Genomic DNA, 14,421 nt, shown 5'->3' with positions numbered 1-14,421 from the left:
GTCGTCATGATCGACACCGCCACTCCGGCGCGGCACTCCCGAAACCGAGTGCCTTGCGGATCTGTTCGATCACCCTGGCGGAAACGTGCAGCGCAGTGTCGCTGTTACGGATCCGGCAGCGGTTCCGGGGCGGGTGGACCCGGCCGGGGCCGCGCCGGAGAGTCGGGTCCGGCTGGGGTGGAACCAGCCGAAGTCCTCGTGCGCGGCCGCGCGAAACGGCGCATCAGGGGCAGATCGACCAGCTGGTAGATCGCTGCCGCCGCGAGGATCGAACCGAGTAGGCACAGGCCCGCGCAGCCCAGCCAGCCCCACAGTCCGAATCGGTGGCCGCCGATCACGAATCTGGTCACCAGCACCATGGTCGGGAACTGGATCAGATAGAAGGCGTAGGAGATCTCGCCGAGCCACACCATCGGCCGGGACGGGGTGCGCCCGGACGGTGCGCGTTGATCGCGAACGGCCAGCGTGGCGATCAGCGCGGCCATCGGACCGACTTCGGTCGCCGACATCTTGAAGTCCACCGGAACCACCCAGGTGGCCAGGTAGGACAGCGTCACCGCGAGCAGCGGGAGCGTCAATCGTGTATTGCGCCAGCGGTTTTCGATCACCATTCGGGCGGTCAGCACGCCGACGTAGAACTCCGGCAGCCGCGAGAGCGGGAAGTTGTAGCTGAACCAGTACGAGCGCAGCACCGGGATGTCCGGCTGCTCGAACCAGATCCGGGCCGCGTGCAGTTCGGCGTGCGGTGACACGTCACCGGCGACCAGCCGGGGTGCGAAGGCATTGCCGATCGCGGTCGGGCCGTCGAAGGCGATCAGGTACGCCGCGTGCAGCGCGAGGACGAATACGAGCAAACCGGCGATCCACCACAGCAGCCGCGTCGAGGGAATGCGCCGCACGAGCGGCAACAGCAGCGGAAAGCTCAGGTAGAAAAGCATTTCCGAACACAGCGACCAGGACGGCACATTGAGCCCGCCGACCGTACTCCACTTCGGCGCCCAGTCGTGCACCAGCAGCAGATTCGGCAACCACACCACCACGCGATGCAGCGGCACGCTCGCGGCGAGGATGAACACCGCCGCGGCGATCAGGTGCGTCGGATAGATCTTGAGCACGCGGCGGCGGTAGAAGCCCAGCGCAGAACCGCCGCGTCCGGCCGACCAGTAGATGATGAACCCGGACAGCACGAAGAAGAACGTCACTCCGGCCGCGCCGAACTGCATCGGCACGAAGTCCTGATGGATCCGCCGGAACAGTTCGGTCTTCTGAAATGGGTAGACGGGCAACAGGATCAGCGCATGCGCCGCGAACACCGCACAGGCGGCCCACCACCGAGCCGCGGTCAGCGACGGCAGACGCCCCGAGTGCCGTCGCGGACCGGCCGCGGGGTCGTCCACGGCCGGTGACCGTACCTGGGTCACTGTGCGATCCGGCGGTACAGCGCCCGCGCCGTCACCGAATCCCCCTGCGCGCTGGGGTGGAACGGGATGCCGATGAAGTCGGCCCGCGGGTCGAAGAACCCGTTCAGCCAGGGTTGCGGCGAGCACAGGCCGTGCCCGGCGGTGACCGCGCGGGTATCGAAGAACTCGAGATCCAACAGCTTCGCGGCGTCGATCTGGGCCTGCTGCAACTGATCCAGGTAGTCCACCAGGCCCGCGCCGCGGTCCTGGACGATATCGCCGACACCCAGGACGCTGGTGCAGACCGTCGTCGAGTGCGCCGGGAACAGTTCGGGATATCCGACCAGGATGATGCGCGCATTGGGCGCGTAGTAGCGCACGTAGTCGACGACCTCGCGGATCCGGTCGGCGTACGCCTGCCCGGTCATGGCTCGGAAGTCGGCGAGCCGGCCCTGCGCGGCCGCCTCGGGGCCGCAGCCGTCGCGGAAGTTGAACACGCACGGCCCCAACGATGTCCACAGCATCGTCTTGTTGGCGCCCCAGGTGTCGTTCATGCCGAACTGCAGGGCCACCACCTTGGTTCGCGGGCCGAACGAGCCCGCGGCGGCGGCGATCCGCGCCTCCGAAACGATGTCGTAGGCGGTGTGGCTCTGCAGTGACGCCCCGGAACACGAGACGTCCTCGAAGTCCGGCGTACCCGCGATCCCCATCAGCCGGCTCAGTTGTATCGGCCACGCGGTGGGGCCGTGGTTGCAGTCCCTCGAATCGCCGTCCAGGCGAATGCCGTTCGCGGTGTACGAGTCGCCCATGACGACCAATTCGCTGCCCGATGGGTGTGATCCGGAGTTGTCGGTGGGTGAGTCGGCGTGGGCCGGACCGCTCACGGTGACGGCGAGCAACGTTGCGCAGGCGGCCAATACGACACCGCCGAAGCGGCCTCGGGCCGCGGTGAGGCTATTCGTTCGCATCGTGCGTGGCGCCTCAGTAACCGGCTCGCGGAGTGAAGCCGGGATCCGACAGCGTCGGTGCGGGTTTCGGCGCGGTGGTCTGCGGATGAGTCTGCGGCGCTTGCGATTGCGTGGCCTGGGGCTGCGGCGCCTGAGGCAGTGGCGCTTCGGGCTGCGTGGTCGGCGGCGGCGGCGCGACGGCCGGGGCCGACGAGGCCGGGGCCATGGGCGTGCCGGTCGCGGTGTCGCTCGTGGGAGATGCCGCGGAAGCCGCCGTCGGCGCCACGGTGGTCGTGGTGCTCGGCGCGGTTCCGTGACCGGAATTGTCACAGCCGCTGAGCGCACTCGATCCGATAATCGCCGAAGTGACGAACAGTAGTGCGCTGGAAGCCTTTTTCAACGTGCTCATAGTCCATATATCGAATGTCGGAATCGAAATCGATACAAGACGGCGGTTCCATGGTCCAGGACGTCGTTCGATGATGGAATGTGTTGCGGGTGACGATGATTCGGGCCGGAGTGATAAGCGAACACCCGGCGTTCCCGGATCATCCGGGAACGCCGGGTGTTCGCGTATCCGGTAGCGGCCTGCTAGGTGAGGTGGACCCAGACGGTGCCGATCTGGGGGAGCTGGGTGGGGGTGAGGTGGAACCAGCCGAAGTCGTCGTGCTGCATGCAGTCGGTGAAGGGGCCCTTGGGGAACGCGCCCTTGCAGTAGATCGGGTGGCTGGTCCCGTAGATGCTGGCGACGACCTGCTTGCCGTTGGCCTTCGCGTTGATCGCGGCCGTATCGGTGTAGAGGACGAAGTTCGAGGTGGCGTCGTTGTAGTCGCGGTAGTCGTCGGCGTGGGCGGCCGGGGCGACGATCGCGGCGCCGGCGACGGTGAGCAGAGCGGTGGTTATCAGTTTCCTCATCATGGCGATGGTTTCTAACATTGAAAAGTGAAATCCGCATGGCGAAACAGTGTCGCGCCAAGATTGCCGGATGAGATTCCGCTGGGCGCTCTCGCGGTCCGGGGCCCCGCGGATCGACTCATGCGGAGTGCCGTGCTTCTTCCCGTTCTGCCCGCTCGGTGGCCGGATGCACCGCGATCAGTCCCAGGCCCTCGCGACGTTTGCAGTGCCGGGCCAGCTCGTCGTACGCGGGCTGACCGATCAGTTCGATCAGTTCCGGTGCGTACGACTGCCATACGGGCCGCGAACCGACGTGAGCGTCGGGCGAGCCGGAGCAGTACCAGTTCAGGTCCTCACCGCCAGGACCCCAGCCGCGCCGGTCGTATTCGGTGAGCGTGGTGCGCAGGATCTGCACGCCGTCCGGGCGGTCCACCCAGTCCTGGGTGCGGCGAATCGGCAACTGCCAGCACACTTCCGGCTTCACCGTCAGCGGCTCGAGGCCCGTGCGCAAGGCCATGGAATGCAGGGCGCAGCCGATCCCGCCCTCGAAACCCGGACGGTTGAGGAAGATGCACGCGCCCTCGTAGCGGCGGGTCCGCAGGGCGGGCTCGTCGTCCAGTTCGTCCTCTTCCAGATACAGCTTCCTGCGCACCTTGCCGTCGGCGTCGGTGGCCTCGCCCATCAGCTGCCAGTCCTGAGGTGTGAGCTTTTTCACAGCCTTGGCGAGTTTCTTGCGATCGTCGTCGTCGCAGAGGAACGCGCCGTGCGAACAGCAGCCGTCGTCGGGGCGGCCCTCGATGATGCCCTGGCAGGCGGGGGTGCCGAAGACGCACGTCCAGCGCGACAGCAACCATGTCAGGTCCGCCGCGATGGTGTGCTCGTCGTTCGCGGGGTCGGTGAATTCGATCCACTCGCGTGGGAAGTCGAGTTCGACCTCCGGGGTGGGATCGATCTTCGTCGCTGGTCGCAGCCCCGTCGGGGCGCTCGCGGAAGCTCCTGCCGTCACAGGTTCGAGTGTATTGCTCCCGTGGTGGTCCGCGCGGACCGACCGGGTGGTGAGTACCAACCGTATTCCGACACGCCACAGCGGCACCCAGTACCGTGTTCTTGTGCGGCTCGGTGTGCTCGATGTGGGAAGTAATACCGTCCACCTGCTCGTGGTGGACGCGCATCGGGGTGGGCACCCGATGCCGATGAGTTCGACCAAGGCGACATTGCGCATGTCGGAGAACATGGACGACAACGGCCGCATCACCGGCGAGGGCGCGGATCGGCTGATCGCTACGGTGGCCGAATTCGCCAGCATCGCAAAGACTTCCGGATGCGTGCAGCTGATGCCGTTCGCCACCTCGGCGGTGCGCGAGGCGACCAACTCCGAGGAGGTGCTCGGGCGCGTGCGCCGGGAGACCGGCGTCGAGTTGCGGGTGCTGTCCGGAGTGGACGAGGCGCGGCTGACGTTCCTGGCGGTGCGCCGCTGGTACGGCTGGAGCGCCGGGCGCATCCTGAACCTCGACATCGGCGGCGGCTCACTAGAGTTGAGCAACGGCGCGGACGAGGCTCCGGACGCGGCGCTGTCCCTGCAACTGGGCGCGGGCCGCCTGACCCGGGAGTGGCTGCGCGAGGATCCGCCGGGCAAGCGCCGCGTCGCGGTGCTGCGCGACTGGCTCGAGGCCGAGATGCTCTCACCGGCGAAACAGCTGCTCGAGCCCGGTCGCCCGGATCTCGCGGTGGGCACCTCGAAGACATTCCGCTCGCTGGCCCGCCTCACCGGTGCGGCCCCCTCTGCCGCAGGACCCCGGGAACGGCGTATTCTCACCATCTCCGGTCTGCGGCAGCTGATTGCGTTCATCTCCAGAATGACCGCCGCGGACCGGGCAGAGTTGGAGGGCGTCAGCTCCGATCGGTCACAGCAACTGGTGGCCGGCGCACTGGTCGCGGAGGCGAGTATGCGTGCGTTATCGCTGGATACTCTCGAGATTTGCCCATGGGCGCTGCGGGAGGGATTGATCCTGCGCAAACTAGATACCGACCTGGACAGCGATCCGTCGACCGGCAACGGCCGGTCCTCGGGTGTGCCGGGCCCGACGGAAACGGTTTTGCGATGAGTGAAGATTCGACTCAGCTCTCGGTCGCCGAGCTGCTGGCCCGCAACGGCCAGGGGGCGCCCGCCTCCGGCGGTGGCGGCCGGCGGCGGCGGAGCGGTCGCGGTGTCTCGGTCAACGAGTTCACCGGCGATATACCCGTGGTCCGGGAGGGCGGTTCCTCCCATGCCGCGCCCGAGGAGCCCGCCGGGTACGACGACGCGCCGTTGTCGTCGGATCCCTTCGTCTACTCCGCGTCGCCGGAGTCGGATTATTCGCCCCTGTCCGGGCCGATCACGTTCTACGACCCGCTCGCGCCGAACTCCCCGCCGGGCGAGTCGCCCGGTTCCTCGCAGTCCTTCGGGGCCGATTCCTTCGGTTCCGGTGGTTACGGGTCCGGTTCGTCCGATTTCGGATCGGGTTACGGCGCGTCCGATTTCGGGTCGCCGGGTGCGGACCGGTCGTATCGCGCGCCCGACCCGAACGGCCGGCCCGCATCGGCTGATCCGTTCAGCGGTCCGAACAGCGTCCAGCCGACGCCGGGCGGTCGCCGGGCCCGCCGCGAACTCGCTGAATCGCTTGCCGCGCAAGATGATTCGGCCGCAGATCCGTTCGGTTCGGCCCCTGTCCCCGAAGTGCCCTCGCCGGGCGGCGGCGGGCGCAGGCGTCGCCGCGAACCCGATGATCAGATGACCGAGGTGCAGCCGTTCCGCGGGTCGCAGGGCCTGAATGGTTATGCGTCGGAGCCGGATTCGCGTGGTGCCAGTGGTTTCGCCCCGGGCCCGGACACTCGTGGTGCGAACGGTTTCGCTCCGGGTCCGGACACTCGTGGTGCGAACGGTTTCGCCCCGGGTCCCGACTCCCGTCGTGCGAACGGTTTCGCTCCCGGTCCGGATTCGCGTGGTGCGAACGGATTCGCTCCCGGCCCGGATTCGCGTGGTGCCAGTGGCTTTGCTCCGGGACCGGATTCCCGTGGGGGCGGTGCGAATTCGTTCGGGCCGGCCTCTCGCGGACCGGGTGCCAACGGTTTCGCTCCGGGACCGAATGCCCTTGCCCCGAACGGTAATTCGTTCGGCTCGGATCCGGCCGGGCCGTCCGGGTGGGGGCCGCCGCGTGGTGGTCCCGACCCGATGGCACAGCCGGGTCGTGGCCCCGAAGCTCTCGATCGCGGCGAACCCGGCCTGCCGCCGCGGATGGGACGACGCAACGGCGCCGACGGCCCGCCCCCGCCCGGCGGCCTACCGGCATGGTCGGCGCGTCGGCGCGCCCCGGCCGACTTCCCGCCGCCCCCGGACCGCAACGGCGCAGAACCGCCTCGCAACGGCTCCGAGGTCCCGCCGACCGCGATGTGGTCGCTGGCCGACCAGGGCAAGCCGGGCTCGGGCCCCGCCGGTGATCCGCGCGAGGATCTGGACTTCCGCCGCGGCGGACGCCCGCTGCCGTCGGACCCGCTCGTGCCTCGCGACGCCCGGCCGGTGACCGATCTGCTCGCCGTGGACGCGCACGACCGCACCGAGATCTATCCCGCGGTAGGCCCCGACTTCGATCCCGTCGAGGACGACGATCTCGACCTCGAGTACGACGAGGACGACGAGGATCTGCTCGACTTCGACGAGGACGAAGACGAGGAGGATGACGACGATTTCGACGAGCGTCCGGCCCGCCGGACGCGTCGCGCGCCGGGACGTTCCGCGCGGGACACCTCGCTGAGCGCCCGTTCCAAGGCGTTGTTGCAGGGCGATCGCCGGCCGCAATGGCTGAGTTTCGGCGGTGGCCAGGAGTCCGGGCGCAGGCAGTGGCTGGTGCTGGCCGGCCAGGTCGTCGGCGCGGCGGTGGCCGGGATGCTGCTGTTCAAGGGCTTCGAGAAGATGTGGGATCTGCTGCCGTTCGTCGCGCTGGCGCTGGCGGTGGTGGTCATCCTGGGGCTGGTGGCCCTGGTGCGGGTGCTGCGTCGCACCGACGACATGTACAGCACGGTGATCGCGGTGGTGGTGGGCATCTTCGTGACGCTCGGACCACTGGCGTTTCTGCTCAGTACGAACTGATCCGGGAGCGAGCGCGTGGGGAAGATGGGCTCGGCGGAGATCAAGGTCGGTTTGTCGACCGCGTCGGTATATCCGGAGAACACCGAGGCGGCGTTCCGCTATGCCGCCGAAATCGGTTACGACGGTGTGGAATTGATGGTCTGGGCCGAACCGGCCAGTCAGAGTGTCGACACCGTGCAGACGTATTCGCGGCGGTACGGGATCCCGGTGCTGGCCGTGCACGCGCCGTGTCTGCTGATCTCCCAGCGGGTCTGGGGCGCGGACCCGGCCGCCAAACTCGAGCGCAGTGTGCGCACCGCGGAGGCGCTGGGCGCGGCGACCGTGGTGGTGCATCCGCCGTTCCGCTGGCAGCGCCGGTACGCGGACGGATTCGCAGCGCAGGTCGCCGAGTTGGAGCAGAACAGCCCGGTGGCCGTCGCGGTGGAGAACATGTTCCCGATGCGCGCGGACACTCTGTTCGGGCGGCACACGGGTTCGGTGCGGCGGCTCGAGCGCCGGGGCGGGCCCGGTTTGTCGGTGACGGCGTTCAGCCCGTCCTACGATCCGACCGATACCGGTTTCCGGAACTACACCCTCGATCTGTCGCATACCGCGACCGCGGGCATGGATGCGACCCTGCTGGCCGCGCGCATGGGCGAGGGCCTGATCCATCTGCATCTGGCCGACGGCCGCGGCGCCGCGCACGACGAGCACCTGATTCCGGGCGAGGGCACGCAACCGTGCGCGCAGATCTGTGAATCGTTGGCGCACAACGGTTTCCGGGGCCAGGTCGTCATCGAGGCGAATACCCAGAACGCCCGCACGACCTCGGCCCGCGCGGCCATGCTGGCGCGCGCATTGGATTTCGCGCGCACCCATCTGAACCACCACGAACCGGCGTCCCCGGAGCCGACCGGCGTCGGGGGGAACTAGCGCACCCCCGGCCCGAGATAGTGTGCTGGCCTCGGCCTGAGATCGTGCGTGGGTCTCGGCCCGAGATGGCGGGTCGGTCTTGGCCCGAGATCGTGCGTGGGTCTCGGCCCGAGACGGCGGGTCGGTCTTGGCCCGAGATCGTGCGTGGGTCTCGGCCCGAGACGGCGCGTCGGCCACGGCCCGAGATCGGGCGTCGGTGTCGGCTCGAGGCAGCGCGTCTGCAACGGCCCGCGGTAGTGCGTTGGTCACATCGGGTTCGGGAATCGGGGAGCCTGCGGTAACACTTGTACGGTGTACGAGCCATGCGGCGGGAAGGAGCGGCGGTGACGGAACTGGCCATCGATGCGGAACGATCAGGCAGCGCGGGTGCGACGGATTCGAGTGACGCCCCCTTCAGCCGGGTGTGCGCACTGACCGAACTGCCCGGACAGGACCCGGACGTCGGCCGCTACCGCGGCGTGATCGAGCCGATCTGGACCATCGGGAACAAACTGCACGGCGGCACCATGGTCGCCGCCAGCGCCGCGGCGGCCACCCGCCGGTTGCGCGCGGCCGCACCCGATCTGTCCGAGATGTTCCCGATCGCCGCCAGCACCGACTTTCTCGGCGCGCCCGAGGCGGGCGAGGTCGAGTACGAGGTCCGCATCCGCAAGACCGGCCGGCAGATCTGCCTGATCGACACCGGTCTGGTGCAGGGCGGGCGGACGCTGGTGCACACCGCGTTTACCTTCGGCCATCTCGACGACGACGCCTCGGCCTACACCGCCGACAGCCATGCCGACATGCCCGTCGAACCCCCGGCCGACGCCGAGATCTACACCCCGGATTCGGCGATGGGCAGTTTCGTGCACGTCGCCGAGGGCGCCACGGTGGCCCTGGATCGCGAATGGGCCAGATTCCTCGCGAAGGAACAGGGCGAGCCGCGGCTGCGGCTGTGGATCCGCGCCCGCGAGGGCGACCAGCAGGACCCGGACGTCGCGGCCTACTTCGCGATGATGGCCGGTGACATGAGCCCGCCGGTGCCGATGAACCTGGGCCGCTTCGGCTGGTCGCCGACCGTCCAGATGACCACCTATCTGCGTCGTCGTCCGGCCCGCGGCTGGCTGCGCGTCATCGCGACCGCGCACGAGATCGGCGAGCGGATGTTCGACGAGGATCAACTGGTCCTGGACGCCACCGGTGCGGTCGTGGCGCAATCGCGCCAGCTCGCGCTGATCCCGCGCTGATGCTCGGCGGGCGTGCCGGGAACTCGCCCGCCCCGCACCGATAGCCTTGGACGCTATGACGAGAATTGCGGTGATCGGCGGCGGGCGGATCGGTGAGGCGTTACTCGCCGGACTGCTCGAATCCGGGTGGGCGAGTAAGGATCTGGTGGTCGTCGAGTCGATGGCCGAGCGTGCGGAATTCCTGAGCGAGCGCCTGGGCATCCGAGTCACCGCCGACGTCACCGACGCCGCGACGGGTGCGGATCTGCTGGTCGTCGCCGTGAAGCCGGGCGATGTGGACGGTGTGCTCGCCGAGGTGAGCAAGGTCGATCTGGACGACGCCCGCGACCGCGTGCTGGTCTCCCTGGCCGCCGGGGTGACCACCGCGCGCCTGGAGTCCAAACTGCCCGCCGGATTCCCGGTGGTCCGCGTCATGCCGAATACCCCGATGCTGGTCGGCCAGGGCATGAGTGCCATCGCGGGCGGCCGCCACGCCGACGCGACGCAGCTCGAGCAGGTGTCCGAACTGCTGGCCGCGGTCGGCAAGGTGGTCACCGTGGACGAATCCAAGATGGACGCGGTGACCGCGGTGTCGGGTTCGGGTCCGGCGTATTTCTTCCTGGTGGTCGAGGCCATGGTCGAGGCGGGCGTCGGGATGGGCCTGAGCCGTGACGTGGCCACCCAGCTGGTGGTGCAGACGATGCTCGGCTCGGCGGCGCTGCTGGACGAGTCCGGTCAGGACGCGGCCGAACTGCGCGCCGCGGTCACCTCGCCCGCGGGCACCACGGCCGCGGCGGTGCGCGAGATGGAACGCGCCGGATTGCGCTCGGCGTTCATCGAGGGCCTGAACGCGGCGCGGGACCGCTCCGCGGCACACGACGGGTGACCCCTGATCCGCGCAGGTAATTGAACGACACGCGTCCGTTGCCTGACCGGGCGGTTATCTGCCCGGCAAATCCGATTTCTCACACCCGTCGCAGCAATCCCACTGGTCCCGCTAAGCTTCAAGGAGCACGTGCGTGTCTGTTCCGCCGGTGGGGAAGCCGGCGGCGCGGACGTGCCGGAGGTCGGTGACGCAATGATGTCTGGAAACAGCTCTGCGAGTACGGGACCCGTGGTCGGTGGAGGGACTCAGTTCCTCACCGTCGCCGAGGTGGCGAATCTGATGCGGGTATCGAAGATGACGGTGTATCGGTTGGTGCACTCGGGCGAGTTGCCCGCTGTGCGAGTCGGCAGATCGTTCCGAGTGCACGCCAAGGCCGTGCACGATTATCTGCAGACCTCGTACTTCGACGCGGGCTGATCCCGCGCAGGGATCCGATGCCCCGGCCCAGGCGGTCGGGGCTGGACCCGCTACGATGAATCACCGTCGTGTTCGCCAGCCGGTGCCCAGCGCCGCGGCGACCGCGCGAACATTGGGAGCGCGGAAACCGGGAGCCATGCGGGCCGGGCGACCCGGGGAACAGAGCGTACGTGAACCGGCGTGCGCGCCGAGTAGAGAGAGAACGCGAGGAACAACCCTATGGGTTCTGTGATCAAGAAGCGCCGTAAGCGGATGTCGAAGAAGAAGCACCGCAAGCTGCTTCGCCGCACCCGAGTGCAGCGGCGCAAACTCGGCAAGTAGGCCGTAGCCGCCGACGGGCCCGTCATCGATAGATGACGGGTTCTTTCGTTTCCAGTGTCGAAAGTCATCGTTAGATCCTGGTAAATAGCCTCTCCCGTCGCGCGCCGAACCCGTTACTCTGGACGCGGGGACAGGCCGCAAAGGGGTTCAGTTGGGATTTTCGGCGTGAGCCAGAACGAGCGTGACACGCACCGGCCGAGAGTTGTCCTGGTCACTGGTGCGAGCCGATTCTTCGGCGGCAACGTGGTTGCCGCCCTAGCCGCCGACCCCACCGTCGAGCGGATCATCGCGGTCGACGCGCGCCAGCCCGGTCGAGAGCTGCTGTGTCGCATGGGCCGCGCCGAATTCGTCCGGGCCGATATTCGTAATCCGTTGATACGCAAGGTTGTCGAGGGTAACGAAGTAGATACGGTCGTCCATCCCGCGGTGCTGTCCCGGCCGCCGTCCAGTGGCGGGCGCGCGGCGATGAAGGATTTCAACGTACTCGGCGCGATGCAACTGTTCGCGGTCTGCCAGAAAACCCCGAGTGTGCGCCGGGTGGTCGTGCGCTCGTCCTCGGCGGTCTACGGATGCAGCGCCAAGGATCCGGCGAAATTCACCGAGGAAATGAGTGCTCGGACCCCGCCGAGCGGTTTTTTCGCACGCGACATGATCGAGATGGAAGGTTATGTGCGCGGGCTGGCGCGACGTCGTCCGGATATTGCGACGGCAATTCTGCGTTTTCCCCCTATAGTCGGATCTCGCCTGGCAGAGCGTGGCGTACAGTATTTCCGGTCTCCGGTTACACCGACCGTTCTCGGCCGCGATCCGCGCATGCAGGTGCTGCACGAGCAGGATTCGATCTCCGCGCTGGTGCATGCCGCACTGACCGCGCCGGGCGGGACGTTCAACGTCGCCGGAGACGGTTCGCTGACGTTGTCCCAGGCGATCCGCCGAGCAGGGCGGGTCGCGATGCCCATTCCGTTCGCGTTGTTCCGCACCGTCGGCCGCAGTGTCATGGGCCCGGTGATGCAGGAGTTCACGTCCGAGCAGATCGACTACTTCCATTTCGGGTGCGGCCTGGACACCACCCGGATGCGCGCCGAACTCGGATTCGAGCCGCGCTGGACCACGACGCAGGCCTTCGACGATTTCGTTGGGGGCGCAGCGTTGCGGCCCGTAATCGATCCGCGCTGGATCGACGCCGCTGAAACGAGACTTCTCGGCCTCGTCGGGGCCGGAGAGGGAGCACACCGATGAACGACGTTGCCAAGGTCATTCAACTGCACGACATCGACTTCGAGGCTCGGCAGCGACCCGCGTCGCGGCGCTGGCCGGGCGAGAGCGCGGCGAGCCCGGTGACCTCGCTCACCGAACGGCTCGCCGAGACCACTCCGCCGCCGCCGCGCAGCATGGGCGACCTGGTGCGCGACACGGTCGCCGAAGGGATCCGCGGCACCGCGGACTTCGCTCGCCGGCGGCTCACCGGCGACTATCAGGTCGACGAGTACGGCCTCGACGAACATCTGCTGGAATCGGTGCTGCTGCCCGCGTTGCGGCCGCTCGCCGAGCAGTGGTTCCGCGTGGAGGTGAGCGGAATCGAGAATCTGCCCGCATCCGGTGGTGCGCTGGTCGTCGCCAATCACGCGGGCGTCCTGCCGCTGGACGGGCTGATGTTGCAGGTGGCCGTGCACGACCGGCACCCCGCGCATCGCGTGGTGCGATTGCTGGCCGCCGATCTGGTCTTCGAGACGCCGGTCCTGGGCGGGCTGGCGCGCAAGGCCGGACATACGCTGGCCTGCCCGGCCGATGCCGAGCGGTTGTTGCGCGGCAGGGAGCTGGTCGGGGTATTTCCCGAGGGCTTCAAGGGAATTGGCAAGTCGTACGGGGATCGGTACAAGTTGCAGCGGTTCGGGCGCGGGGGTTTCGTGTCCGCCGCGGTGCGTACCGGGGTGCCGATCGTTCCGTGCTCGATCGTGGGCTCGGAGGAGATCTATCCGAAGCTCGCCGATCTCAAGCCGCTGGCGCGGTTGCTCGGATTGCCGTATTTCCCGGTGACGCCGCTGTTCCCGCATCTGGGTCTGCTGGGAGCGGTGCCGCTGCCCGTCAAGTGGCACATGGAGTTCGGTGAGCCCATCGAGACCGGGGCGTACGAGCCCGAGGCCGCCGAGGACGCGATGACCATGTTCGAGATCACCGATCAGGTCCGGGAGACCATTCAGCAGACGCTGTACAAGCGACTTGCCAAGCGCCGCAACGCTTTCAGCGGGTAGGCTTATTTCGCGGCATCCCGCTTGCGGGTGAGGATCGCCGCGGCGGCGCCACCGGCCGCGCCCAGGGCCAGCGCCGTGGGGACGCCGATCTTGGCAGCCTTGCGGCCGGTGCGGAAATCGCGGATCTCCCAGCCGCGATTCTTGGCCACCTCGCGCAGGTCCGAATCGGGGTTGATGGCGACCGCGGTGCCGGTGAGCGAGAGCATCGGCACGTCGTTGTGGCTGTCGGAATACGCGGTGCAGCGCTTGAGATTCAGGCCCTCGCGGATGGCCAGGGTGCGCACCGCGTGCGCCTTGCCGAGGCCGTGCAGGATATCGCCGACCAGGCGGCCGGTGAACATGCCGTCCTCGCTCTCGGCGACGGTGCCCAGTGCGCCGGTCAGGCCCAGCCGCTTGGCGATGACCTGGGCCAGCTCGACCGGAGTCGCGGTGACCAGCCAGACCTGCTGACCGGCGTCCAGGTGCATCTGCGCCAGGGCGCGGGTGCCGGGCCAGATCTTGTCGGCGATGATCTCGTCGTAGATCTCCTCGCCCAGTTCGGCCAGTTCGGCGGTGGAGCGGCCGGCGATGAAGGCCAGGGCCTTCTCCTTGCCGCTGGCCATATCGCCCTGGCTCTCCTTGCCGGTGATCCGGAATTTGACCTGCTTCCAGGCCATATCCGCCAGATCCGAGGTCTTGAAGTACTTGCGCGCGGCCAGACCGCGGGCGAAGTGCACGATCGACGCGCCCTGCACCATCGTGTTGTCCACGTCGAAGAACGCCGCCGCGGTCAGGTCGCGGGGCGGGCGGACGCGCTCGGGGATGTGCGAATCTTCTTCCGCCGCAACCGATTCCGCGAGTTCCGCATCGTGCAGGGCGAGGGCCGCGTCGGCGCTGGCCTCACCGGCGAGATTGGCGCGCAACTCCTCCTCGCTGGGCCCGAACGGGCTGCGAGTGATGCGGGTGAGCTGATCGGACAGACCCTGTCCCCACCGTGCCGGGAATTCACCGAATCTGCCCGCGATGAAGCCTGTCCTCGCATCTTTGGATCGTTCCGGCACTGCTGACCTCCGCCCGTCGCG

Annotated in this window: 15 protein-coding genes; 9 read left to right on the top strand and 6 right to left on the bottom strand. The window is 68.2% G+C overall.

The window, feature by feature from the left end; genetic code table 11:
- Positions 1-104: 104 nt before the first annotated feature.
- From NM2_RS28405 to NM2_RS28390, 5 genes are all read right to left on the bottom strand, one after another.
- Positions 105-1,421: an acyltransferase family protein gene (locus tag NM2_RS28405; RefSeq protein ID WP_067674761.1), complete on the bottom strand. Its 1,317-nt coding sequence runs from the start codon at positions 1,419-1,421 to the stop codon at positions 105-107.
- The gene (locus NM2_RS28400; protein ID WP_084531637.1) at positions 1,418-2,368 is read right to left on the bottom strand and encodes an SGNH/GDSL hydrolase family protein; all 951 of its coding nucleotides are present in this window, start codon (positions 2,366-2,368) and stop codon (positions 1,418-1,420) included. Before NM2_RS28400 ends, NM2_RS28405 begins: the two co-directional genes overlap by 4 nt.
- Before the next feature lie 13 nt (positions 2,369-2,381).
- Positions 2,382-2,756 (bottom strand): hypothetical protein, encoded by a 375-nt coding sequence (locus NM2_RS49400; RefSeq protein ID WP_157121356.1) that lies wholly within the window; start codon positions 2,754-2,756, stop codon positions 2,382-2,384.
- A gap of 182 nt (positions 2,757-2,938) precedes the next feature.
- The gene (locus tag NM2_RS28395) at positions 2,939-3,262 is read right to left on the bottom strand and encodes a hypothetical protein (RefSeq protein WP_157121355.1); all 324 of its coding nucleotides are present in this window, start codon (positions 3,260-3,262) and stop codon (positions 2,939-2,941) included.
- Between the two features lie 118 nt (positions 3,263-3,380).
- Entirely contained in the window at positions 3,381-4,247 is an 867-nt protein-coding gene (locus NM2_RS28390) for a DUF3109 family protein (protein ID WP_245718258.1), read from the bottom strand.
- A gap of 103 nt (positions 4,248-4,350) precedes the next feature.
- Here NM2_RS28390 and NM2_RS28385 point away from each other — a divergent pair, with 103 nt between their 5' ends.
- From NM2_RS28385 to NM2_RS28350, 9 genes are all read left to right on the top strand, one after another.
- Positions 4,351-5,346 carry a Ppx/GppA family phosphatase gene (locus NM2_RS28385; protein WP_067674753.1) on the top strand — a complete coding sequence of 332 codons (996 nt, stop codon included), beginning with the start codon at positions 4,351-4,353 and terminating at the stop codon, positions 5,344-5,346.
- On the top strand, positions 5,343-7,367 hold the full coding sequence (locus NM2_RS53445) for an Rv0497 family membrane protein (protein WP_067674750.1): 2,025 nt from the start codon (positions 5,343-5,345) through the stop codon (positions 7,365-7,367). The genes NM2_RS28385 and NM2_RS53445 overlap by 4 nt, the downstream gene beginning before the upstream one ends.
- A gap of 24 nt (positions 7,368-7,391) precedes the next feature.
- Complete coding sequence (locus tag NM2_RS28375; protein ID WP_067674747.1) at positions 7,392-8,279, top strand: sugar phosphate isomerase/epimerase family protein; 888 nt, start codon at positions 7,392-7,394, stop codon at positions 8,277-8,279.
- Between the two features lie 410 nt (positions 8,280-8,689).
- Positions 8,690-9,505, top strand: coding sequence for a thioesterase family protein (locus NM2_RS28370; protein ID WP_439956928.1), 816 nt, complete (start codon positions 8,690-8,692; stop codon positions 9,503-9,505).
- A gap of 55 nt (positions 9,506-9,560) precedes the next feature.
- Positions 9,561-10,370, top strand: coding sequence for a pyrroline-5-carboxylate reductase (proC, locus tag NM2_RS28365; protein WP_067674740.1), 810 nt, complete (start codon positions 9,561-9,563; stop codon positions 10,368-10,370).
- Between the two features lie 192 nt (positions 10,371-10,562).
- Positions 10,563-10,787, top strand: a complete 225-nt coding sequence (locus NM2_RS28360; protein WP_051193761.1) for a helix-turn-helix domain-containing protein — start codon at positions 10,563-10,565, stop codon at positions 10,785-10,787.
- A gap of 219 nt (positions 10,788-11,006) precedes the next feature.
- Positions 11,007-11,108, top strand: a complete 102-nt coding sequence (locus tag NM2_RS47895; protein ID WP_003402602.1) for a 30S ribosomal protein bS22 — start codon at positions 11,007-11,009, stop codon at positions 11,106-11,108.
- 165 nt (positions 11,109-11,273) lie between these two features.
- A complete protein-coding gene (locus tag NM2_RS28355; RefSeq protein ID WP_067674737.1) occupies positions 11,274-12,347 on the top strand; it encodes an NAD-dependent epimerase/dehydratase family protein in 1,074 nt (357 codons plus the stop codon).
- Positions 12,344-13,360 carry a lysophospholipid acyltransferase family protein gene (locus NM2_RS28350; RefSeq protein ID WP_067674734.1) on the top strand — a complete coding sequence of 339 codons (1,017 nt, stop codon included), beginning with the start codon at positions 12,344-12,346 and terminating at the stop codon, positions 13,358-13,360. The genes NM2_RS28355 and NM2_RS28350 overlap by 4 nt, the downstream gene beginning before the upstream one ends.
- Before the next feature lie 2 nt (positions 13,361-13,362).
- Here NM2_RS28350 and NM2_RS28345 read toward each other — a convergent pair whose 3' ends face one another.
- Positions 13,363-14,400 carry an HAD family hydrolase gene (locus tag NM2_RS28345; RefSeq protein WP_439956927.1) on the bottom strand — a complete coding sequence of 346 codons (1,038 nt, stop codon included), beginning with the start codon at positions 14,398-14,400 and terminating at the stop codon, positions 13,363-13,365.
- Between the last annotated feature and the right edge of the window lie 21 nt (positions 14,401-14,421).

The organism is Nocardia miyunensis NBRC 108239 (genome assembly GCF_001613065.1).
Taxonomy (GTDB): domain Bacteria; phylum Actinomycetota; class Actinomycetes; order Mycobacteriales; family Mycobacteriaceae; genus Nocardia; species Nocardia miyunensis.
This window is presented reverse-complemented; position numbering and strand designations above follow the sequence as displayed.